Raw genomic sequence first — 21,210 nt, 5'->3', positions numbered from 1 at the left:
GCCCGTCAGGATACGTCGGGGCGCCGGGTGGACCGCTCCTGGTTTTCCGTGGCTCCGCGCAGCTCCCCGAGCCGTTGCCCGCCGTCACGAGCCCGGCCGAAGGTCGTCGCGGAGCGCTTGGCGACCCTGGCCGTCGACCCGACCGCCTGGACGGCGACCACCCGGCGGGAGGCGCCGGCGACGGCCTCCCAGTCACCGACGATCTGCTCGGCGAGCTCCAGCCCGGACTCGCGGCGCAGCGTGCGCCGGGTCTGCTCGCGACCGAGCGCGGCACCGTGGAGACGCCAGCGGTTGCTCGTCTGCTTGACCCGGCCCCAAGCCGTGGTGGCCGGGACGGGAGCATGGGCGCCGGGACGGTCGAGGACGTCGTGGAGCCGCGACCTCGGTCGGGGGGCGGTGCCGGTGGCGCGGTGGACGTAGCGACCGCTCCCCTTGCTGACCGCGTCAGCCACGTGCGTGGCGCTCGACCGGCCGATGTCGCGCCAGCTGCCCTGGCCGTAGGCGAGCAGCAGCGCGCTCTGCCCCACCGGGTCGAGGGCGCTGCCGACGGCGAGCGGCTTGACGACGGCGCTCACCGGCCCGGTGAAGAGGCTGCTGCGGCCCAGGTCGCGGACCCCTTCGGCCAGGTCGTAGCCGGAGGGGTCGGTGAGGTCGAGCCCGACGGCATAGAGGTCGGCGGCGAGCAGCTGCTCGTCGGCCCAGGCATCCGACGCCTGCCCGACGTAGTCCCGCTCGTGCCGCACGACGGTGGCGATCGCGTCGCCGCGCCGGGCGAGGAGCGCGGGCTCCTCGGGGTGCGGGCTCCACACGGCGAGCTGCCGGTCGATCTCGTCGACGGTCTCGCTCGCGCGCGCGTGGGCCTCGGCCGTGCGGGCGAGGTCCTCCTGGTGCGTCCGGAGCGTGCCGGCGTAGCGGGCGACGAGCTCGCCGGCGTCGCCGAGACGCCCGGCGAGGCGATGCAGGGTCACCGGCACGTCACCGACCGCGGCGGCGAAGGACTCCCCCGACGGCGACTCCCAGACCCCGTGCGTGCTCACCTGCCCGAGCAGCCCGGCGACGAGCTCGAGGTTGTCGGCGACCCCGCCGAGGTCGCGGCCCAGGTCGGCCACGCCGTCGGGCTCGGCCCGGTGGACGGCGTGCGGGTCGAGGTCACGGACGTCGGCCGCTGCCCAGCTCATCGCAGCCCCGCGTTGCGGCCGGCGACGAGCTCGGGGGTCACCCTGCGGGCGACCATCGCCTCGGTCTCGACGTAGCAGGCACCCGCCGACCGGGCGAGACCGGCGAGCGAGCGGAGCTGCTCGCAGAGCCGGACCCGCTCGAGCTCGTAATCGCCGAGCAGGGCGTCGACGGCTCCCTCGGCGCTCACGTCGACGAAGCCGTGGCTGCCCGCTCCCCGCGAGCGCGCGGCGGCGTCCTCGAGGTGGTCGGCGATCTCCACCAGCCGGTCACCGAGCGCGGCCACCCCCTCGGCGCTGATCCTCAGCCTGGTCATGGCTCGACCGTAGGACGGAGCGCGAGGGTGACGTCGGCGGTTGTCCACAGGCCCCCACGACAGGCCGAAGGGGTGGACCGCTCACCCGAGCGGCCCACCCCTTCGCACGAGCTAAGGCTCGTGCGGGGCCAGGGTCACCCTCCCCGACGCACGAGCCAAGGCTCGTGCGGGGCCAGGGTCACCGTCCCCTTCGCACGAGCCAAGGCTCCTACCCGGCCATGGCCGCCCTCCTCGTCGCACGAGCCTTGGCTCGTGCGACGAAGGGGAGGAGGTGGGTCGGAGGGTGGTGTGCGTCAGGCCTGCGCGGCGGCGAAGCCGTTCTCGAGGTCGGCGAGGATGTCGTCGATGTGCTCGATGCCCACGGCGAGCCGGACGAGGCCGGGAGTGACACCGGCCGCGAGGCGGCCCTCGTCGCTGCCCTGGCTGTGCGTCGTCGACGCCGGGTGGATCGCGAGGCTGCGCACGTCACCGATGTTCGCGACGTGGCTGTGCAGCTCGAGGCCCTCGACGAAGCGACGACCCGCCTCCTGCCCGCCGGCGATCTCGAAGGAGACCACCGCGCCGGCACCGCGGGGGGCGTACCTCTGGGCGAGCTCGTGGTACGGGCTGCTCGGCAGCGACGCCCAGCGCACGGCCTCGACCTGGTCGTGGCCCTCCAGGAACTCCGCGACCTTGCGGGTGTTCTCGAGGTGCCGCTCGACGCGGAGGCTGAGCGTCTCGATGCCCTGCGAGATGAGGAAGGCGTTGAAGGGCGAGATCGCCGCGCCGATGTCGCGGAGCAGCTGGACGCGCGCCTTGAGGATGAAGGAGAGGTTCGCCCCGAAGGCCGAGCCGACGCCGAGGTCCGGGCCGTAGCGCAGGCCGTGGTAGCTCTCGTCGGGCTCGTTGTAGTTCGGGAAGCGCTCCGGGTCCTTCGCGAAGTCGAAGTTGCCCGAGTCGACGAGGACGCCGGCGATCGACGTGCCGTGACCGCCGAGGTACTTCGTCGCCGAGTGGACGACGATGTCGGCGCCGTGCTCGATCGGGCGCAGGACGTACGGGGTCGCGATCGTGTTGTCGACGACGAGCGGCACACCGACCTCGTGGGCGATCTCGGCGAGGCCGGCGATGTCGAGGACGTCCGACTTCGGGTTGCCGATCGTCTCGCCGAAGAAGAGCTTGGTGTTGGGCCGGACGGCGTCGCGCCACTGCTGGAGGTCGCCCGCGTCCTCGACGAAGGTCACCTCGATGCCGTAGCGGGTCAGCGTCGTGCCGATGAGGTTGTGCGTGCCGCCGTAGAGCGAGGGGCTGGCGACGAGGTGGTCGCCGGCCTCGGCGATGTTGAGGATCGCGAAGGTCGTCGCCGCCTGCCCGGACGAGAGCAGGAGCGCACCGACGCCACCCTCGAGGGCAGCGATGCGCTGCTCGACGGCGTCCTGCGTCGGGTTCATGATCCGCGTGTAGATGTTGCCGAGCTCCTTGAGCCCGAAGAGGTTCGCGGCGTGCTCGGTGGAGTCGAACTGGTAGCTCGTCGTCTGGTAGATCGGCAGCGCCCGGGCGCCCGTCGTCGGGTCGGGGGCGTGCCCGGCGTGGACCTGCTTGGTCTCGAACTGCCACTGGGTGGGGTCGGACATGGTGGTGCTCCTTGTCGATCGCGCTTGCCCACCGGCGGGCGCCGGCGGACCAGGTCGTCTGTCCCCGGGGGCACCCCACCGCGGTGGAGGGTTGCCGACCAGCGAGCCGGGACTTGGCGCTGGTGCTCTTGACCTGGGGTCAGGTTAACCGGCGCTGACCACGATCTGGTACGGGGGTCTCAGGATGTGGCGGTGCGCCGCAGCCACCACAGCCCGACGAAGGGCAGGACGAGCGGCAGGTAGCCGTAGCCCGACCCGAAGTGCGACCACACGGTCTTGTCCGGGAAGAGATCGGTCGCCACGTAGGACAGCACCCCGACCGTCAGCACCCCGACCGCCTCGAAGACGATCGTCGCCCCCGCGAGGCGGCGCCGGTCGGTGAGTAGCGCCCACGTCGCGACGATGTAGACCACGGCCGCGACCGCGCTGAGCACGTACGCCAGCGGCGCCCGGTCGAAGTACTCGACGACCTGGAGGATCGAGCGGCCCGTCGCCGCGAGCGCCAGCGTCCCGTACGCGAGGACGAGGACGATCCCGGCGCCGCCCCCGATCCGGCGGGCCTCCCCCTTCGCCCCGTCGCGGGTGACCGGCTCAGGCATGGACGGTCCAGATCTGCTGGATCCGCAGGGTCATCACCGCGACGACGATCGCGCCACCCATGACCGCGGCCATCGACCAGCGGCTCTTCTCCTTGATCGCGAGCAGCGCGAGCGCCGGCGGGACGAGCGGGAGGGTGAGCGCGTAGGCCGCCATCGTCGCACCCTCGCCGGGGGTCTGGACCTGCGGCGCCATGACCACGGTGACGACCGCCTGGACGACAAGGAGCAGCTCGACGACGGCGGCGACGAGGAGCAGCAGGTCGTCGACGAGCCGGTCGCGCAGGGCGTAGAAGCCGGCCACCAGGGCGAGCACCAGCGAGGCGATGAGGACGATGGTGGTCAACGGCACAAGCACAGAAGCCAAGGGTAGAGGGTCGGGTGGGGCAGCCTGGGGGCATGTCCTCCAGCGCACGCCGACTCGGGGCTCACGAGCTCCTCGAGGCCGTCATCGACCCCGGCACCTATCTCTCCTGGGACGAGCCGCTCGACCACTCAGCCCTCTCCCCCGAGTACCAGGAGTCCCTCGCCGCCGCGGCCGAGCGGTCGGGGTGCGACGAGTCCGTCATCACCGGGCAGGCGCGGATCGGCGGCCATGACGTCGCGCTCGTCGTCGGCGAGTTCCGCTTCCTCGGCGGGTCGATCGGGCGGGCGGCTGCGGGGCGGGTCGTCGCGGCGATCCGGCGTGCCACCGCGATGCGCCTGCCGGTCATCGCCGCGACCTCCTCGGGCGGGACCCGGATGCAGGAGGGCACGCCCGCCTTCGTGACGATGATCGACATCTCGGCGGCGGTCGTCGCGCACAAGGCGGCCGGACTGCCCTACCTCGTCTACCTCCGCCACCCCACGACCGGCGGGGTCTTCGCGTCGTGGGGGTCGTTGGGCCACATGACGATCGCCGAGCCGGGGGCGCTCATCGGCTTCCTCGGTCCGGTCGTCTACGAGACGGTCAACGGTCGTCCCTTCCCCGAAGGGGTGCAGCTGGCCGAGAACCTCGTCGCCAAGGGCATCGTCGACGCGGTCGTCCCGACGGAGGAGCTCGCCTCGGTCGCGGGCCGCGCCCTGACGATGCTCGGCGCGAGCACCGAGCAGCACGTCCACCCCGACCCGACGAGCACGACGACCGACGACGAGCACTGGCAGGTCGCGCCGTACGCGTCCTTCCCCGAGCCCTCCGACGAGGAGATCGATCAGGTCTGGGCCGACATCACGACGACCCGACGGCCGGACCGGCCCGGGGTGCGCGAGCTGCTGCGACACGCCGCCGACGACGTCATCCCCCTCAACGGCACCGGCCACGGCGAGTCCGAGGCGGGCGTGCTGCTCGCGCTCACGAGCTTCGGCGGACGCTCGTGCGTCCTCGTCGGGCAGGACCGGCGCTATCAGGTGGAGCAGTCGATGGGACCGGCGGCGCTGCGCGAGTCGCGGCGCGGCATGCGGATTGCGAGCGAGCTCGGTCTGCCGCTCGTCACCGTCATCGACACCCCCGGCGCCGACCTCTCCCCGCACGCCGAGGAGGGCGCGCTCGCCGGCGAGATCGCCCGTTGCCTCGCCGACATGACGGCGCTCACCGTGCCGACGGTGTCCGTGCTCCTCGGCGAGGGCACCGGAGGGGGCGCGCTCGCGCTGCTCCCGGCCCGGCGCGTCGTTGCCGTCGAGGACGCCTGGCTCAGCCCGCTGCCGCCCGAGGGCGCGAGCGCGATCGTCTACAAGGACACCGAGCACGCGGCGCTGCTCGCGGCGCGTCAGCGGGTCGGCGCCCGGCAGATGGCGCAGGACGGGCTCGTCGACGTGCTTGTCCCGCTGCGCTCCCCCGCGCACGAGGACGTCGAGGGTTTCGCGCGGGACGTGGCCGCCGCGATCGCGTCCGCGATCGCCGACGCCTGACGCTCGGTCGTCACCGACCGGACGGCGGAAGCGGGGTCAGCTCGCGAGGTCGCGTGCGGTGAGGGTCGGCATGAGGACGACCCCGTCACCCGTCGCGAGGAAGGTCGCGACGAGCTCGACCGCCTCGGCCCGGGCCGCCTGGACAGCGCTCTCGTGCCAGGCCCGCTCGTCGTCGGTCGGGCCGAGCCCGCTCGGGCGACCGATGGCCACGACGACCGACCCGAGGCTGCGACCGAGGTGACCGAGGAAGGCGTCGAAGAAGGCCGCGCGCTCACCCCCCTTCGCCCCCATCGGGACGTCGGCGACGGTGACCGGCTCGATCATCCGACCCTCGTCGTCGCAGAGCAGCAGGGTGATGCAGCCGGCCGCGCGGTCGGCGTCACGGACGACGAGGTCGACGACGTCGGCGGCGAGGCGCAGGTCGCGCAGGGAGCGGGCGGGCCATCCGGGTGGCAGGTCGTGAAATGTCATGGATCGAGCCTGGCGGAGGCAGCGGATCGCGTGCCGGACTTTTCCACAGCCCTCGCGCGTCCCACATGGTGGGACAGCGAGGGCTAGTGTGACCGGCGTGGCACTGAGCGTCTTCGACCTTTTCAGCATCGGCATCGGCCCCTCGAGCTCGCACACCGTCGGGCCCATGCGGGCTGCGGTGATGTTCGCCGAGAGGGTGCGTGAGGACGGCCTCCTCGACCGGGTGGCCCGGGTCAAGGCCGAGCTCTTCGGCAGCCTCGGCGCGACCGGGCACGGGCACGGCTCGGCGACCGCGGTGCTCCTCGGCCTCTCCGGCGAGCGGCCAGAGCACTGCCAGCCGCGCGAGGTCGCGGGCCAGCTCGAGCAGATCCGCGTGAGCGGCCGGCTCAGCCTGCTGGGAACGCACGAGATCGACTTCGCCGAGGACTCCGACCTCGTCCTGCACCGGCGGGCGACTCTGCCGCTGCACCCGAACGGCATGACCTTCCACGCCTGGGACGTCGACGGCGAGCTCGTGAGCGAGCACACGTACTACTCCGTCGGCGGCGGCTTCGTCGTCGGCGAGGACGCCTCCGGCTCGACGAAGATCGTCGAGGACAAGACGCCTGTCGCGCACCACTTCACCACCGGCGACCGGCTGCTCGAGATCTGCGAGGAGACCGGGCTCTCGATCGCGCAGGTGATGCTCGAGAACGAGACCGCCTGGCGCCCCGAGGAGGAGGTGCGCGCCGAGCTGCTGAAGATCTGGGCGGTGATGTGCGAGTGCATCGCCAACGGTCTGCGCACCGAGGGGGTGCTCCCCGGCGGGCTCAAGGTCAAGCGCCGCGCGCCCGAGCTCTACCGCCGGCTCAAGGTCGAGGGCAGCAGCGACGACCCGCTGCGCGGCATGGACTGGTTGACGCTCTACGCGCTCGCCGTCAACGAGGAGAACGCCGCCGGCGGCCGCGTCGTCACCGCCCCGACGAACGGCGCCGCCGGAATCATCCCTGCGGTCCTCACGTACTACTGCGAGTTCGTCCCCGGCGCCGACGAGGACGGCATCGTCCGCTTCCTGCTCACCGCCGCGGCGATCGGCGTCATCTACAAGGAGAACGCCTCGATCTCGGGCGCCGAGGTCGGCTGCCAGGGCGAGGTCGGCTCGGCCTGCTCGATGGCTGCCGGCGCAATGGCCGCGGTCATGGGCGGCACCCCCGCCCAGGTCGAGAATGCCGCCGAGATCGGCATGGAGCACAACCTGGGCCTGACCTGCGACCCGGTCGGCGGGCTCGTCCAGATCCCCTGCATCGAGCGCAACGCGGTCGCGTCCGTCAAGGCGATCACTGCGGCCCGCACGGCCCTGCGCGGCGACGGCAGCCACGTCGTCTCGCTCGACAAGGTCGTCAAGACGATGCGCGAGACCGGCCGCGACATGAAGGTCAAGTACAAGGAGACCGCCCGTGGCGGGCTCGCCGTCAACGTCATCGAGTGCTGATCAGGCGCGAGTGCTGACGGCCGGGTCCTCCGGGCCCCAGGCATGACGAAGGGCCTCGGCCGGGAGATCCCGGCCGAGGCCCTTCGTCGTGGGCTCAGCTGCAGCCGCTGGTGGAGCCGCAGCCCTCGCAGACGTAGCAGGAGCCGGCCGGACGCATCTTCGTCCCGCAGGTCATGCACATCGGCGCGTCCGCGGTCTTGCCCTGGAACTTCTCCAGGAGCTCGGCGGAGCTGTGGATCTCGCTGCTCACCTCACGGGCGGAGGCGGCACCGGCACCGGACCTCACCTCGTCGGCGTGCTCCTCGACCTTGGCCTCGGGCTTCGAGGCGGCCGGGGCAGCCGACTGGCTGTAGGACTCGAGCTCGTCCTCGTAGTCGTCCTCGCCCTCGTCCGCCGAGGACGCCTCGTAGGAGCCGGTCTCGAGCTGGCGGGCCCGCTCCTCCGCGGTGTGGATCCCCATGAACGAGCGGGTGTCGAAGTCGAGGTAGTCCAGCGCGAGGCGACGGAAGACGTAGTCCATGATCGACTGCGCCATCCGCACGTCCGGGTCGTCCGTCATGCCCGCCGGCTCGAAGCGCAGGTTGGTGAACTTCTCGACGTAGGTCTCGAGCGGCACACCGTGCTGCAGCGCGATGGAGATCGCGATCGAGAAGGCGTCCATGAGGCCGGCCAGGGTCGAACCCTGCTTGCCGAACTTCAGGAAGATCTCGCCGAGCTCGCCGTCGTCGTAGGTGCCGGCGGTGAGGTAGCCCTCGGCCCCGCCCACGGCGAAGGACGTCGTCTGCGAGGTGCGGCGCTTGGGCAGGCGGCGACGCAGCGGACGGTACTCGACGACCTTCTCGACCGCAGCGGCCCCCGCCTCCTTGGCGTCCTTCGCGTCCTTGGCGGTGGAGCCGCCGTCGGAGAGCGGCTGACCGACCTTGCAGTTGTCGCGGTAGACGGCGAGCGCCTTGAGGCCCATCTTCCAGCCCTGGATGTAGACGTCCTCGATCTCCTCGACCGTGGCCTCCTCGGGGAGGTTGACGGTCTTGCTGATCGCACCGGAGAGGAAGGGCTGGACCGCGGCCATCATGCGGACGTGACCCATCGGGCTGATCGCCCGGGCGCCCATGGCGGTGTCGAAGATCTCGTAGTGCTCGGTCTTCAGGCCCGGGGCGTCGATGACGTGACCCTTGTCGGCGATGTACTCGACGATCGCCTCGATGGTCTCCTGGGTGTAGCCGAGCTTCTTGAGCGCCCGCGGGATCGTCAGGTTGACGATCTGCATGGAGCCGCCACCGACGAGCTTCTTGAACTTCACGAGCGAGAAGTCGGGCTCGATGCCGGTCGTGTCGCAGTCCATCATGAAGCCGATGGTCCCGGTCGGGGCGAGCACGGAGGCCTGCGCGTTGCGGTAGCCCTGCTTCTCGCCCACCTTGACGACCGCGTCCCACGCCTTGGTGGCGTAGGCGTGGATGTCCTTGTCCATCGTGTGCATGGTGCGGATCTGGTCGTTGGCCGCCTGGTGCTTGCGCATGACGCGCTTGTGGGCGTCGGCGTTGCGGGCGTAGCCGTTGTACGGGCCGATGACACCGGCGAGCTCGGCGGAGCGCTTGTAGGCGGCACCGGTGAGCAGCGAGGTGATCGAGGCGGCGAGCGCGCGGCCGCCGTCCGAGTCGTAGCCGTGGCCGGTCGCCATGAGCAGCGCGCCGAGGTTGGCGTAGCCGATGCCGAGCTGACGGTAGTTGCGGGTCGTCTCGCCGATCGGGTCGGTCGGGAAGTCCGCGAAGCAGATCGAGATGTCCATCGCGGTGATGACGAGCTCGGCGACGGCCTGGAAGGTCTTGGCGTCGAAGGTGTCGTCGTCGCGGAGGAACTTCAGCAGGTTGAGCGAGGCGAGGTTGCAGCTGGAGTTGTCGAGGGACATGTACTCGCTGCACGGGTTGGACGCGGTGATCCGCCCCGTCTCGGGGTTGGTGTGCCAGTCGTTGATCGTGTCGTCGTACTGGATGCCCGGGTCGGCGCACTCCCACGCGGCCTTGGCGATCTTGCCCATGAGCTCGCGGGCGTCGACCGTGGAGACGACGGAGCCGTCCATGCGCGAGGTGAGACCGAACTCGGCGCCCTCCTCGACGGCACGCATGAACTCGTCGGTGACGCGCACCGAGTTGTTCGCGTTCTGGTACTGCACCGAGACGATGTCGGCGCCACCGAGGTCCATGTCGAAGCCGGCGTCGCGCAGGGCGCGGATCTTGTGCTCCTCGCGCGCCTTGGTCTCGACGAACTCCTCGATGTCGGGGTGGTCGACGTCGAGGACGACCATCTTCGCCGCGCGGCGGGTCGCGCCACCGGACTTGATGGTGCCCGCGGAGGCGTCGGCGCCACGCATGAAGGAGACCGGGCCGGAGGCGGTACCGCCGGAGGAGAGCAGCTCCTTGGAGGAGCGGATGCGCGAGAGGTTCAGGCCGGCGCCGGAGCCGCCCTTGAAGATGAAGCCCTCCTCCTTGTACCAGTTGAGGATCGAGTCCATCGAGTCGTCGACCGAGAGGATGAAGCAGGCGCTGACCTGCTGCGGGCTCTTGGTGCCGACGTTGAACCACACCGGGGAGTTGAAGGAGAAGACCTGGTGGAGCAGGGCGTAGGTCAGCTCGTGCTCGAAGACCTCGGCGTCGCCGTCGGTCGCGAAGTAGCCGTGCTCCTTGCCCGCCTTGACGTAGGTGAGGACGACGCGGTCGATGAGCTGCTTGAGGCCCTGCTCGCGCTCGGGCGTGCCCACGGCGCCACGGAAGTACTTCGTCGTGACGATCGTGCTCGCGTTGACCGACCAGAAGTCGGGGAACTCGACGCCGCGCTGCTCGAAGATCGTCTCGCCGGTCTTCCAGTTCTGCTGGACGACGTCGCGCTTCTCCCAGGTCACCTCGTCGTACGGGTGGACACCCTCGGTGGTGTAGATGCGGTCGACGGTGATGCCGCGGTTCTTCGCGGATCGACGTGCGCTGGTCTTGCCGGCGGTCTCGGTCATGAGTCCCTCTCTCAGGTCGTGCTCGGTCGTCTGTGGTGCTCGTGGCTCGTGCTGCGGTGGTGCTGTGGTGCGGGTTCGTCCCAACGTCTCACCGGGTACCGACAGCCCGCTCGCGTGTCGGTACCCGGGGGCCTAGGGGGTGAGCGCCGGGGTGCCGGCGCTGTCGGTGCTTTCGCGGGCGTCCCGCTCGGTGCGCAGGACGCCGATCGCGGCCTCGAAGTCCTCGAGGGACTCGAAGCCCTGGTAGACGCTCGCGAACCGGAGGTAGGCGACCTCGTCGAGCTCACGGAGCGGCCCGAGGATGGCCATCCCGATCTCGTGGGCGTCGATCTCGGCGCTGCCCTGGGCCCGGACGGACTCCTCGACGCGCTGCGCGAGCAGCGCGAGGTCGTCCTCGGTGACCGGGCGGCCCTGGCAGGCCTTGCGGACCCCGACGAGGACCTTCGCCCGGCTGAAGGGCTCCGATGCGCCCGAGCGCTTCGCGACCGAGAGGCTGGCGCTCTCGAGCGTGGTGAAGCGGCGGTTGCACTCGGGGCACTGGCGGCGACGACGGATCGAGGACCCGTCGTCGGCGGTGCGCGAGTCGATGACGCGGGAGTCGGTGTGCCGGCAGAAGGGGCAGTGCATGGCCGGTCTCCTCTCGGTCCTCGGACAGCTCGTGCGGGCAGGACGCACCGCTCTCACCCCGGGTCTCCTGTGGACGGAGCTGGGGATCGGGGCGTGTCTGTTGTGGACATCCGTGGCTCTGCGGTGGAAAACCGTCTCCGCCCTGTGTACTACATGTGGGCGAATGACAACCGTGTAACCACTAGATGTAGTGCTATTTGAACACGGGCACCACAAGGCACGCAAGACCCCGGCGTGTCGATCTTCGACGCGGCGCGCAGATCCCCTCTACGCGGCGGCAGAGCGGGGGGAAGCGCCCGGGGACGCGACAGCGGCCGCACCCAGATGGGTACGGCCGCCGCCCGCTTCCCCGGGTCGGGTCGAGGGACCCGGGAGGTCTGGTGCCGCCTCAGCGCGCCGGGATGACGATCTGCTGGCCGGCGTGGACGAAGGGGGTGCTCAGCCCGTTCGCCGAGCGCAGCTGCGCGACGGCGGCCGAGGTCGGGACCTCGGCCATGTGCCGCACGGCGATCTCGCCAAGGGTCTCCCCCGAGCTCACGGTGACGGTGGTCGCCGCCGGCGAGCCGGCCCCGGCGTTGGCCACACCCACACCGGTGGTGACGAGGGCAGCGGCCGCCAGCGCGGTCAGCGCGAGGCGACCGCGGCGGGTGATCTGCAGGCGCGTCGGCACCGCAGCACCGGTCGGGACGGACACGAGGTGACGCGTCGGCAGCGTACCCGCGCGACGGGGTGCGCGGGCACCGGCAGCGTGACGGGTGATGGTGGTCGCAGCAGCTGCGCTCATGGCTTCCTCCTGGTCGTCGATCGAACCGGTGTTCGATAGAACGTCTGTACGATGTCTAGCACACGCGTTCGATCAAGTTCAAGACACGCTCGAACATGTGTTTGATTTGTCTGAGGTCGACGGCGTACCGTCGGCCTCACGCAGAAGCGAACCAGTGACCACCGACAACGTTGATCCGCACCGTTGTCTCCGGGGTTGCCGGCCGCTCCAGACGGACGAGACGGCGAGGGTCGACATGAGTGACGACAACATCCGCACACTCCCCCTTCGGGACAACGGCGACGGGCTGACCGCCCGCCAGACCAAGGTCCTCGAGGTGATCCGCAGCGCCGTCGCGACCCGCGGCTACCCGCCGAGCCTGCGCGAGATCGGCGACGCCGTCGGCCTCACGAGCCCGAGCTCGGTCGCCCACCAGCTCACCGCGCTCGAGCGCAAGGGCTACCTGCGCCGCGACCCCAACCGTCCCCGGGCCATCGAGGTCGTCTCCCCCGACCCGTCCGCCACCGCCGACGGTGGCGCGGCGACGACTCACGACCTCCACGGCTACCGCGGCGGCGCCTCCCCCGACGACGTCGACGTCACCGGCAGCGGCGACGAGCGCCCGGCCGCCACCTATGTGCCCGTCCTGGGCCAGATCGCCGCCGGAGTGCCGATCGTCGCCGAGGAGAGCGTCGAGGAGGTCTTCCCGCTGCCCCGGCAGATCGTCGGCGAAGGCGCCCTCTTCCTCCTCAAGGTCGTCGGCGACTCGATGATCGACGCCGCCATCTGCGACGGCGACTGGGTCGTCGTCCGCCAGCAGCCCACCGCCGACAACGGCGACATCGTCGCCGCCATGCTCGACGACGAGGCGACGGTCAAGACCTTCAAGCGCCGCGACGGCAAGGTCTGGCTCATGCCGCACAACCCCGCCTTCGACCCCATCGACGGCGACCACGCGACGATCCTTGGCAAGGTCACCGCGGTCCTGCGCCGGGTCTGACACCCGCGCGGCTCAGAGCCGGTCGAGGAGACCCCGCAGTGCCGGCTCGAGCTCTCCGTCGAGCCGGTGGGTCGCCAGCTCGTCGCCGCGCGTCGCCCCCCGCGTGATGATCACGACGGGCACGCCGTTGCGCGCGGCCCGGCGCACGAAGCGCAGCCCGGACATCACCTGCAGGCTCGAGCCGAGGACGAGCAGGCTCGGCGCGGCGTCGGTCAGCGCGAAGCAGCGCTCGACGAGGGGCTTGGCCACCGCTCCCCCGAAGAAGACGACGTCCGGCTTGAGCGTGTCCTCGCCGCAGCCCAGGCAGCGCGGCGCGACGAAGCGGTCGACGTCGACCTGGTCGAGCCGCACGTCACCGTCGGGGCGGATCTCATCGCTGTCCGCGTCGAAGCCCGGGTTCTCCGAGCTCATCCTCTCGTCGAGATCGACCCGCCGCTCCCGCGCCCCGCAGGTGAGGCAGACGACCTCGGCGAGCGTGCCGTGCAGGTCGATGACGTCGGTCGTCCCCGCGGCCTGGTGGAGCATGTCGACGTTCTGCGTGATGACCCCGCCGACCGCCCCACGCTGCTGCAGCTCGGTGACGAGGTGGTGCGCGGCGTTGGGCCGGGCAGCGCTGAAGCGCCGCCACCCGACGAAGCTGCGCGCCCAGTAGCGCTGCCGCGCCTGACTGCTCGCGACGAACTCCGACAGATGCATCGGCGTGACCCTGCGGGTGCCGTCCGGGCCGCGGTAGTCCGGGATCCCCGACGCCGTGCTCATCCCGGCACCGGTCAGCACGAGCGCCGGCCGCTCGCGGAGGATCTCGGCGATCGAGGCCGCCTCGGCCATCCGTCCGGTCGTCGTCGGGGAGGTCACCGGGCCAGTATCGACGACCGGCGAAGGGGGAACCCCGGCGGACCCCTTCGCGCGAGGTCCGCTCGCGACCCCCTTGACGATGCCGTTTCCCCAGGTCAACGCCCTAAAGGGTGAGTTCCTCTCGTCCCGATCGGGCCTGATCCTGACTAGCGTCGACATCACGGACCGGCACCGTCGGCCCGACTTGTCGAGACAACACAGCAAAGGGGACTGCCCATGTCTGCAGGACCGTACGACCAGACCAGCCCGGCGACGACGCCCGGGACGCAGGAGGCGGCGACCACGGACGTCGCCAAGGAGGAGGCCGCCTCCGTCGCCCAGGACGCGAAGGAGGGGACCCGCCAGGTCGCCGAGACCGCCAAGAACGAGGCGCAGCACGTCGCGGGCGAGACCCAGCAGCAGATCAAGGAGCTCTACCGCCAGCTGAGGTCGGAGATCACCAGCCAGAGCTCGGACCAGCAGAAGCGGGCCTCGGGCGGTCTGCGCACACTGGCCGAGGACCTCGACGGAATGGCTCAGCACTCCGACTCCGGCATCGGCGGCGATCTGGCCCAGCAGCTCTCCGGACGGACCCGAGAGATCGCCGACTGGCTCGAGAACCGGGAGCCCGGCGACGTCCTCGACGAGGTCAAGCGGTACGCCCGTCACCGTCCCGGAGCCTTCCTCGCCGGTGCCGCGGTCCTCGGTCTCGTCGCCGGTCGCCTCACCCGCGGCGTCGTCGCCGAGAAGCAGGACGAGTCCGCCCAGGCGTCCCCCCAGGGGCAGGTCCCGCACGGTCGCGCCGTGGGCACCGACGCCGCCGGTCAGCCGCTGGCACCGGCCGCCGGGACCGGGGCGCTCCCCGGTGCCGGGACCATGCCTGCCACGGCAGCGGTCGCGCCTCCGCCTGCCACCCACCCACACGGCACCCCGGGCACGGTCCCAACGACCGGCACCCCCGGGGCCGTCCCCCCTCCCGGCGGACCCGGGACGCCTCCGTCCCACCCGACGACCGGGGGTGAGGTCTCCTCATGAGCCACCCCACCCACGGAGGGAGCGTCCCGCCGGCGGAGCCGCACGACAACACGCCGCCGGCGGAGCCGCTCCACGGCGCGCACGACACCTACGACAAGGGCGAGGTGGGCTCCATCGGGGCGCTCGTCTCAGACATCGCCGCCGACATGTCCTCCCTCATGCGGCAGGAGCTCGCCCTGGCCAAGGCCGAGGCGAAGGAGTCGGCGACCCAGGCGGGCAAGGGCGCGGGGATGCTGGGAGCGGCGGGCGTCGCGGCCCACGTCTTCCTCATCTTCATCACGCTCTTCGTGATGTTCGTGCTCGCCGAGATCTTCGACAGCCTCCTCTGGGCCTCCCTCGTGGTGGCCGTGCTGTGGGGCATCACGGCTGCCGTCCTGGCGATCGTCGGACGCAGCCAGCTGAAGAAGGTCCGCGGGATCCCGCGGACCACCGAGACCGTCAAGGCGGTCCCGGACGCGATCAAGGGAAATGAGGACAGGACATGAGCACCTACGGAGAAGACATCGCCGCGACGACCGGGACCGACCCCTACGCCGGTCAGGACCGGATCACCCCCGGGGACAGCCCCGAGGAGATCCGCCGGGAGATCGAGCGGACGCGGGGCAACCTCAGCCGGGACGTCAACGCCCTCGGCGAGGCGGTCCAGCCGGGCAACGTCGCCCGCCGCCAGGCGCAGAAGGTCGGCGGTGCCGCCGCCAACCTCAAGGACAGCATCCGGGAGAAGGTCATGGGCTCGGACGACCCGTACGACAGCTCGCCGGGTGTCGGTGACCGGGTAGGGGCCGCCGCCTCCGACCTGGGCGACCGGGCGCAGGACATCCAGCACACCGCCGTCCGCAAGGCCCAGGGCAACCCGCTCGCCGCGGGGCTCATCGCCCTCGGCGTCGGCTGGCTCGTCGGCTCGCTGCTTCCCGCCTCGCAGCGGGAGCAGGCGCTCGCCCGCACGGCCATGGACAACGCGGACAAGGCCCAACCGCTCGTCGACGAGGCCAAGACGGTCGCCCAGGACGCCGCCGAGCACCTCCAGGAGCCGGCCCAGCAGGCCGTGGCGACCATCAAGGAGACCGCCCAGGAGGCTGTGGGCACCGTCCGATCCGAGGGCGAAGGTCAGGCCCAGCAGGTCAAGGACAGCGCCCAGGAGTCCAAGGACACCGTGCAGGAGCACCAGCAGGGCTCCTGACCGCCGGGTCCTGCCTCAGGGGACCTGGCCGACCGGGCCCGGCGAAGGGGTGACCCCGACGACAACGTCGGGGTCACCCCTTCGTCCGCCCGGGACGCGGCGCGCCGCACGACAGGTCCGGCCGGAGGCCGCCCGCAGCTATCGTGACCCCCATGATCGATGCGGCAGGCCTGCGGGTGATGCGTGCGATCGCCGACGAGGGCAGCTTCACCGCCGCGGCGCTCGCACTCGGGTACTCCCAGCCTGCCGTCTCCCAGATGGTCCGCCGGCTCGAGCAGCGCACCGGCACCGTCCTCGTCGAGAAGGTCGGCCGCTCCGTGCGGCTCACCGAGGCCGGCGAGGTGCTCGCCCGTCACGCCGGACCCGTCCTCGCGGCCCTCGACGCCGCCGAGGAGGAGGTCGCCGCGATCGCCGGGCTGCGCGCGGGCCGGGTCCGACTCATGGCCTTCCCGAGCAGCTCGGTCTCGCTCGTGCCGCAGGCGCTGGCCGCCGTGCGCCGGGCGCACCCCGACGTCAAGGTGACCTTCACCGAGGCCGAGCCGCCGGAGTCTCTCGCGGCGTTGCGTCACGGGGAGTGCGACCTCGCGGTGGCCTTCAGCTACGACGGCGCGGACCTCGGCCGGGGCGAGGACCTCGAAGGGTTCGTCGTGCACCCCCTCCTCGAGGAGGAGGTCGGGATCGCCCTGCCGAAGGGTCACCGTCTCGCCGACGCGGACCGGGTCGACCTCTCCGACCTCTCCGACGAGGAGTGGATCGCGGGGTGCCCGCGCTGCCGCGGTCACCTGCTGCAGATCGCGCACGACGCGGGCTTCGCGCCCCGGGTGGCGTACGAGACCGAGGACTACGTCGCGGTGCAGGGCTTCGTGGCGGCCGGGCTCGGCGTCGCCCTCATCCCCGGGATCATCCGGCAGGCGACGGCCAACGAGGACGTCATCGTCCGGCCGCTCAACCCACCGACCCGACGCAACATCCACGTCGTGACGACCGCCGACCTCCAGCGGGTGCCGGCGGTGCAGGCGACGATCGACGCACTGGTGGCCGCGGCGAAGGGGTGAGCCGCCCACAGGCGTCGTGGCACCGGTCGGGTCGTCCACAGGTCTGAGGTGACCGCTGACGGGCCTGCGGCCCGGTCCATAACGTCACCGGCATGCGAGCCAACCCCGAGCCGAGCGAGCGACTGAGGGCGATCCTCGAGCGCGCGGGCGCCTCGGGACCAGAGGGGGCTCCCCCGGCTGAGGTGTCCGGGCCCGACAGGGTGCCCGCGCTCATCACCCCGCCGCAGGTCGTCACCGCATCGCGTTGGCAGGTGAGTCGTCGCGCCGCGATCGGCGCCGGACTCGTGCTGCTCGTGGCGGTGGCGGTGCTCGTGGGGCGCTCGCTGCTCGCGGAGCGGGCTGCCGAGCCGGTGCCCGTGGCGGGGTCCCCCGGCGTGACCACCGGAGGCGACCGGTCTGGCTTCTCCGGGTCCGGTGCCGCGGCCGCGCCCGGTCCGACCTCGAGCGGCCCGGCCGGGGAGGTCTACGTCCATGTCGTCGGGCGGGTACGCTCCCCCGGCGTCGTGCGGGTCAGGGCCGGCTCTCGGGTCGCGGATGCCGTGGCGAAAGCGGGAGGGGTCGAGCCGTCGGCCGACGTCGCGCAGGTCAACCTCGCCCGGGTCGTCGTCGACGGTGAGCAGATCGTCGTGCCGGCGGAGGGTGAGCGGGTCGCCGCGGTGCCGGGCGGCGGTGCCCCAGCGGCACCCAGCGGAGCAGCGGCCGGCGCGAGCACGGACGGCACGGTCTCGCTCAACACCGCCGACCAGACCACCCTGGAGTCCCTCCCCGGGGTCGGTCCTGTCCTCGCCGGGCGGATCATCGAGTGGCGCACGACGAACGGCGGCTTCACGACGGTCGAGGAGCTCCACGAGGTCTCGGGGATCGGAGAGAAGCTCTTCGCACAGATCAGCCCGAAGGTCAGCGTGTGAGCACTCCGGAGCCGGCGGAGGGCCGGGTCGACCTGCGCCTCCTCGTGCCCGCGCTCGTCGCGTGGGCAGCCACCGTGTGGGGTCTCGGTGCGCCTCCGGGTGCTCGTCTCGTGGGCATGGGCACAGCCCTGCTCGCCGGCACCTGGCTGCTGGCCAGGGGTCACCGCTCCGTCACCGGGCTCCTCGCCCTGAGCTGCCTCACGTCGGCCGCCTGCCTGAGCGCCGCCGCTGCTCAGGACATCCGGAGCCGGGCCGGCGGGATCGACGACCTGGCGCAGCGCCAGGCCGCGGTGAGCGCGACGGCGAGAGTGCTCACCGAGCCGGTCGTGCGACGGGCTCCCGGGCGGGACGAGGGCACGGTGATCCTCAGGCTGCGGCTGACCGAGGTCACCGCCCGGGGCCAGACACGACGCACGGCCGCGCCCGTGCTCGTCCGCACGCAGGACATGTCGTGGCGCTCGCTCGCCTGGCGCGACGAGATCCAGCTCGCGGGATCTCTGAGACCTGCTCGGCCGGGCGACGCCGTGGTCGCGCAGCTGCGGCCGCGTGGGCCACCCGAGATCTCGTCGCGGCCGGCCGTGCTCGCGGCCACAGATGGCATGCGCTCCCGGCTGCGGGAGGCCACGGCGGGGCTGCCCGCCGACGCCCGCGGGCTCGTCCCGGCTCTCGTCATCGGGGACACGAGCCAGACTCCGCAGGACCTCACCGACGACATGCTCGTCACCGGGATGTCGCACCTGTCCGCGGTGAGCGGCAGCAACGTCGCCATCGTCCTGGCCGCCGCGCTGGGCCTCGCCATGGTCACCGGCGTCCCCCGTCGCGCACGACCGTGGCTGGCGATGCTCGTCCTCGCCTGGTTCGTCATGCTCGCCCGCCCCGAGCCGAGCGTCATCCGGGCGGCGACGATGGGGGTCGTCGGGCTGCTCGGCATGAGCGCCTCGCGTCGAGGCGCGGGCGCCCCGGCACTGGCCGCAGCGATCGTCGCCCTGCTGCTCATCGACCCGTGGCTCGCGCGGAGCTACGGCTTCGCGCTCTCGACCCTCGCCACGCTCGGGCTCCTGCTCTTCGTGCGGCCGTGGTCGGCCGCGATCAACGCCCACCTGCCGCCACGGCTGCACGTCATCGGTCCGGCCCTGGCCATCCCTGTCGCCGCCCAGCTCGTCTGCGCCCCGGTGATCGTCCTCCTCCAGGGGTCGGTGAGCACGATCAGCGTCGCTGCCAACCTCGCCGCCGCCCCGCTCGTGGCACCGACCACGGTCGCCGGCGTCATCACCGCGCTGCTGGCCGTGCTCAGCCCCACCCTCGCCTCCTGGCTGGCCTGGTTGGCAGGGATCCCTGCTCTCGGGATCGCACGGGTGGCACGGGTCTGCGCCGACGTCCCGGGTGGCACCGTCGACTGGCCGGACGGGAAGCCCGGCGCGCTCCTCCTCGCGGCCCTCAGCCTGCTGCTCGTCCTCGCCTGGCCGTGGATCGGCCACCGGGCGCGGGCGACACCGCTCGTCGCCGCTGCCGTGATCGTCCTCGTCGCCAGCACGGCCGTCCCGGCCACCACCCTGCGCGGGGTCCCGGAGCGCTGGGTCATGGCGGCCTGCGACGTCGGGCAGGGCGACGCCATCGTGCTCGCGACCGGGGCACGGAGCGCCGTCCTTGTCGACGCCGGACCCGACCCGGCCTCGGTCGACCGGTGCCTGCGCCGGCTGCGGGTCGACCGGCTCGACGCCGTGGTCCTGACGCACCTGCACGCAGACCACGTCGACGGGCTCGCCGGGGCCCTCGACGGGCGCCCGGCAGGTGCTCTGGTCCTCTCCGCCGTCGTCGATCCCGAGGATGCCGGCCGCCGGGTCCGGGAGATCGCCGCTCGTCATCGCATCCCGGTCACCGAGGTCGTCGCCGGCGACACACTCTCCTTCGGGCCGCTCCACGGACGCGTCTGGTGGCCGGCTCGCCGGATCGCAGAGGGGTCCATCCCCAACAACGGCTCCGTCGTCCTGAGGCTGCGCTCCGGCGAGACCGACCTGCTGCTGCTCGGCGACATCGAGCGAGAGGCGGGCCACGCGATGCTCCTCGCGATGAGGCGCGACCCCCTCATGGCCGCCGGGGCGGACGGCATCGACGTCCTCAAGGTCGCCCACCACGGCTCGGCGAACTTCGACGACGGCCTCCTCGATGCCGTGGCCGCGCCCGCCAGCATCATCAGCGTCGGTGAGGACAACGACTACGGGCATCCCGCCCCGTCGCTCCTCACGGCGCTGCGGCAGCGCGGCAGCCGCGTCTGGCGCACCGACCGGGACGGCCTCGTCCTCGTCGTCGAGGACGACGGTCAGCCGGCCGTGGCCCGGCTGCGGTAACCCCTTCGCCCAGATCCGCTCAGGGATCTGACAAGACGCCCGCGAACATTCGCGAGCGCCTGACAGAAGCCTGGGGTAATTCGGATCTTCAGGCGGACGGGGAGAGGGTGACGGCGAGGGTTCCGGGGCCGACGTGGGCACCGATGACCGCGCCGAGCTCGACGACCTCGGGAGGCTCACCGTGCTGGCCGGCCAGCCGGCCGGCGAGGGCGTCGGCGCGCTCCTGCGCGTCGAGGTGGAGCACCGAGATGCTCACCTCGCGGCCGGCGTCACGCAGCGCCTGGGCACGCTCGAGGCTCAGCACCTCGAGCCGGGCCAGGGCCTTGCCCGCCGTGCGCACCCGCTCCAGCGGCTCGACCACGCCGCCGCGGAGCTCGAGGATCGGCTTGATCGCCAGGGCCGAACCGAGCAGGGCCCGCGCTCCCCCGATCCGGCCACCGCGCCGCAGGTGCTCGAGGGTGTCGACGTAGAGCAGCACCTCCGCGCCCTCGCACGCCCCGACCGCGGCGGCCTCCACCGCGTCGAGATCAGCACCCTCGGCTGCGCAGCGTGCCGCCACGAGCGCCGCGTTGCCGAGCGGCGCGGCGATGAGCCCGGTGTCGACGACCCGGACCGGCACCGGCGAGTCGACCGCCGCGCTGCGCGCCGCGTCGATCGTCCCCGACAGCGCGGAGGACAGGTGCACCGAGACGATCCCCTCGGCACCCTCCTCGGCCAGCCGCTCGTACTCGCAGAGGAAGAGGTGCGGCGTCGGGCGCGACGTCGAGACCTGTCGGCGCTTGCGCATCGCCGCGGCGAGGTCGGCGCCGCTCACCGTGCCGTCCGTCTGCGAGCGGCCGTCGACGACGACCTGCAGCGGCACCACCGTCACCCCCTCCCGCCCGGACCCGAGACCGGCGGTGGAGTCGGTGACGACGACGATGCCCATG

The 21,210-nt window shown here is 72.2% G+C and carries 20 protein-coding genes and 1 riboswitch; of the genes, 9 read left to right on the top strand and 11 right to left on the bottom strand.

Translation table 11 applies throughout. The features are described 5' to 3' along the window. Positions 1-5: 5 nt before the first annotated feature. From JNO54_RS07865 to JNO54_RS07845, 5 genes are all read right to left on the bottom strand, one after another. Positions 6-1,178 (bottom strand): hypothetical protein, encoded by a 1,173-nt coding sequence (locus JNO54_RS07865; protein WP_204143401.1) that lies wholly within the window; start codon positions 1,176-1,178, stop codon positions 6-8. Further along, entirely contained in the window at positions 1,175-1,492 is a 318-nt protein-coding gene (locus tag JNO54_RS07860; RefSeq protein WP_204143400.1) for a hypothetical protein, read from the bottom strand. Before JNO54_RS07860 ends, JNO54_RS07865 begins: the two co-directional genes overlap by 4 nt. 293 nt (positions 1,493-1,785) lie before the next feature. Beyond that, on the bottom strand, positions 1,786-3,105 hold the full coding sequence (locus JNO54_RS07855) for a bifunctional o-acetylhomoserine/o-acetylserine sulfhydrylase (RefSeq protein ID WP_204143399.1): 1,320 nt from the start codon (positions 3,103-3,105) through the stop codon (positions 1,786-1,788). A gap of 15 nt (positions 3,106-3,120) precedes the next feature. Next, a riboswitch (SAM riboswitch) is annotated at positions 3,121-3,239 on the bottom strand. Positions 3,240-3,284: 45 nt separating this feature from the next. Beyond that, positions 3,285-3,704, bottom strand: coding sequence for a hypothetical protein (locus JNO54_RS07850; RefSeq protein ID WP_204143398.1), 420 nt, complete (start codon positions 3,702-3,704; stop codon positions 3,285-3,287). Next, complete coding sequence (locus JNO54_RS07845; RefSeq protein WP_204144613.1) at positions 3,697-4,059, bottom strand: hypothetical protein; 363 nt, start codon at positions 4,057-4,059, stop codon at positions 3,697-3,699. The genes JNO54_RS07850 and JNO54_RS07845 overlap by 8 nt, the downstream gene beginning before the upstream one ends. Before the next feature lie 41 nt (positions 4,060-4,100). Here JNO54_RS07845 and JNO54_RS07840 point away from each other — a divergent pair, with 41 nt between their 5' ends. After that, positions 4,101-5,588 (top strand): carboxyl transferase domain-containing protein, encoded by a 1,488-nt coding sequence (locus JNO54_RS07840; RefSeq protein WP_204143397.1) that lies wholly within the window; start codon positions 4,101-4,103, stop codon positions 5,586-5,588. 36 nt (positions 5,589-5,624) lie between these two features. Here the strand turns inward: JNO54_RS07840 and JNO54_RS07835 are convergent, their stop codons facing one another. Beyond that, on the bottom strand, positions 5,625-6,059 hold the full coding sequence (locus JNO54_RS07835) for a hypothetical protein (RefSeq protein WP_204143396.1): 435 nt from the start codon (positions 6,057-6,059) through the stop codon (positions 5,625-5,627). Positions 6,060-6,156: 97 nt separating this feature from the next. On the opposite strand from JNO54_RS07835, the gene JNO54_RS07830 reads away from it, so the two are divergent. Continuing rightward, complete coding sequence (locus JNO54_RS07830; protein ID WP_307818116.1) at positions 6,157-7,530, top strand: L-serine ammonia-lyase; 1,374 nt, start codon at positions 6,157-6,159, stop codon at positions 7,528-7,530. Positions 7,531-7,624: 94 nt separating this feature from the next. Here the strand turns inward: JNO54_RS07830 and JNO54_RS07825 are convergent, their stop codons facing one another. The 3 genes from JNO54_RS07825 to JNO54_RS07815 form a co-directional block, all read right to left on the bottom strand. After that, positions 7,625-10,531, bottom strand: coding sequence for a vitamin B12-dependent ribonucleotide reductase (locus tag JNO54_RS07825; protein ID WP_204143394.1), 2,907 nt, complete (start codon positions 10,529-10,531; stop codon positions 7,625-7,627). 132 nt (positions 10,532-10,663) lie between these two features. After that, complete coding sequence (nrdR, locus tag JNO54_RS07820) at positions 10,664-11,158, bottom strand: transcriptional regulator NrdR (protein WP_204143393.1); 495 nt, start codon at positions 11,156-11,158, stop codon at positions 10,664-10,666. A 388-nt stretch (positions 11,159-11,546) separates the two neighbouring features. Next, the gene (locus JNO54_RS07815) at positions 11,547-11,942 is read right to left on the bottom strand and encodes a LysM peptidoglycan-binding domain-containing protein (protein WP_204143392.1); all 396 of its coding nucleotides are present in this window, start codon (positions 11,940-11,942) and stop codon (positions 11,547-11,549) included. A 235-nt stretch (positions 11,943-12,177) separates the two neighbouring features. On the opposite strand from JNO54_RS07815, the gene lexA reads away from it, so the two are divergent. Then, entirely contained in the window at positions 12,178-12,921 is a 744-nt protein-coding gene (gene lexA / locus JNO54_RS07810; RefSeq protein ID WP_204143391.1) for a transcriptional repressor LexA, read from the top strand. Between the two features lie 12 nt (positions 12,922-12,933). Here the strand turns inward: lexA and JNO54_RS07805 are convergent, their stop codons facing one another. Next, positions 12,934-13,875: an NAD-dependent protein deacetylase gene (locus JNO54_RS07805; protein WP_307818115.1), complete on the bottom strand. Its 942-nt coding sequence runs from the start codon at positions 13,873-13,875 to the stop codon at positions 12,934-12,936. A gap of 117 nt (positions 13,876-13,992) precedes the next feature. On the opposite strand from JNO54_RS07805, the gene JNO54_RS07800 reads away from it, so the two are divergent. From JNO54_RS07800 to JNO54_RS07775, 6 genes are all read left to right on the top strand, one after another. Next, complete coding sequence (locus tag JNO54_RS07800; protein WP_204143390.1) at positions 13,993-14,790, top strand: hypothetical protein; 798 nt, start codon at positions 13,993-13,995, stop codon at positions 14,788-14,790. Further along, positions 14,787-15,275 carry a phage holin family protein gene (locus JNO54_RS07795; protein WP_204143389.1) on the top strand — a complete coding sequence of 163 codons (489 nt, stop codon included), beginning with the start codon at positions 14,787-14,789 and terminating at the stop codon, positions 15,273-15,275. Before JNO54_RS07800 ends, JNO54_RS07795 begins: the two co-directional genes overlap by 4 nt. Next, positions 15,272-15,970: a DUF3618 domain-containing protein gene (locus JNO54_RS07790; protein ID WP_204143388.1), complete on the top strand. Its 699-nt coding sequence runs from the start codon at positions 15,272-15,274 to the stop codon at positions 15,968-15,970. The genes JNO54_RS07795 and JNO54_RS07790 overlap by 4 nt, the downstream gene beginning before the upstream one ends. A gap of 152 nt (positions 15,971-16,122) precedes the next feature. Further along, positions 16,123-17,025 (top strand): LysR family transcriptional regulator, encoded by a 903-nt coding sequence (locus tag JNO54_RS07785; protein WP_204143387.1) that lies wholly within the window; start codon positions 16,123-16,125, stop codon positions 17,023-17,025. A gap of 92 nt (positions 17,026-17,117) precedes the next feature. Next, positions 17,118-17,933, top strand: coding sequence for a helix-hairpin-helix domain-containing protein (locus JNO54_RS07780; RefSeq protein WP_204143386.1), 816 nt, complete (start codon positions 17,118-17,120; stop codon positions 17,931-17,933). Next, positions 17,930-20,281 (top strand): ComEC/Rec2 family competence protein, encoded by a 2,352-nt coding sequence (locus JNO54_RS07775; protein ID WP_307818114.1) that lies wholly within the window; start codon positions 17,930-17,932, stop codon positions 20,279-20,281. The genes JNO54_RS07780 and JNO54_RS07775 overlap by 4 nt, the downstream gene beginning before the upstream one ends. Positions 20,282-20,369: 88 nt before the next feature. Here JNO54_RS07775 and JNO54_RS07770 read toward each other — a convergent pair whose 3' ends face one another. Continuing rightward, on the bottom strand, positions 20,370-21,209 hold the full coding sequence (locus JNO54_RS07770; RefSeq protein WP_204143385.1) for a DegV family protein: 840 nt from the start codon (positions 21,207-21,209) through the stop codon (positions 20,370-20,372). Position 21,210 lies beyond the last annotated feature (1 nt).

The organism is Janibacter endophyticus (assembly GCF_016888335.1).
Lineage (GTDB): Bacteria > Actinomycetota > Actinomycetes > Actinomycetales > Dermatophilaceae > Marihabitans > Marihabitans endophyticum.
This window is presented reverse-complemented; position numbering and strand designations above follow the sequence as displayed.

Excerpts from the sequence above, each read along its gene's own strand:
- lexA (WP_204143391.1), top strand. The coding sequence starts at position 12,178 with ATGAGTGACGACAACATCCGCACACTCCCCCTTCGGGACAACGGCGAC.
- JNO54_RS07860 (WP_204143400.1), bottom strand. The coding sequence starts at position 1,492 with ATGACCAGGCTGAGGATCAGCGCCGAGGGGGTGGCCGCGCTCGGTGAC.
- JNO54_RS07795 (WP_204143389.1), top strand. The coding sequence starts at position 14,787 with ATGAGCCACCCCACCCACGGAGGGAGCGTCCCGCCGGCGGAGCCGCAC.
- JNO54_RS07790 (WP_204143388.1), top strand. The coding sequence starts at position 15,272 with ATGAGCACCTACGGAGAAGACATCGCCGCGACGACCGGGACCGACCCC.
- JNO54_RS07865 (WP_204143401.1), bottom strand. The coding sequence starts at position 1,178 with ATGAGCTGGGCAGCGGCCGACGTCCGTGACCTCGACCCGCACGCCGTC.
- JNO54_RS07815 (WP_204143392.1), bottom strand. The coding sequence starts at position 11,942 with ATGAGCGCAGCTGCTGCGACCACCATCACCCGTCACGCTGCCGGTGCC.
- JNO54_RS07825 (WP_204143394.1), bottom strand. The coding sequence starts at position 10,531 with ATGACCGAGACCGCCGGCAAGACCAGCGCACGTCGATCCGCGAAGAAC.
- JNO54_RS07850 (WP_204143398.1), bottom strand. The coding sequence starts at position 3,704 with ATGCCTGAGCCGGTCACCCGCGACGGGGCGAAGGGGGAGGCCCGCCGG.
- JNO54_RS07785 (WP_204143387.1), top strand. The coding sequence starts at position 16,123 with ATGATCGATGCGGCAGGCCTGCGGGTGATGCGTGCGATCGCCGACGAG.
- JNO54_RS07780 (WP_204143386.1), top strand. The coding sequence starts at position 17,118 with ATGCGAGCCAACCCCGAGCCGAGCGAGCGACTGAGGGCGATCCTCGAG.
- JNO54_RS07800 (WP_204143390.1), top strand. The coding sequence starts at position 13,993 with ATGTCTGCAGGACCGTACGACCAGACCAGCCCGGCGACGACGCCCGGG.
- nrdR (WP_204143393.1), bottom strand. The coding sequence starts at position 11,158 with ATGCACTGCCCCTTCTGCCGGCACACCGACTCCCGCGTCATCGACTCG.
- JNO54_RS07855 (WP_204143399.1), bottom strand. The coding sequence starts at position 3,105 with ATGTCCGACCCCACCCAGTGGCAGTTCGAGACCAAGCAGGTCCACGCC.
- JNO54_RS07770 (WP_204143385.1), bottom strand. The coding sequence starts at position 21,209 with ATGGGCATCGTCGTCGTCACCGACTCCACCGCCGGTCTCGGGTCCGGG.
- JNO54_RS07835 (WP_204143396.1), bottom strand. The coding sequence starts at position 6,059 with ATGACATTTCACGACCTGCCACCCGGATGGCCCGCCCGCTCCCTGCGC.
- JNO54_RS07840 (WP_204143397.1), top strand. The coding sequence starts at position 4,101 with ATGTCCTCCAGCGCACGCCGACTCGGGGCTCACGAGCTCCTCGAGGCC.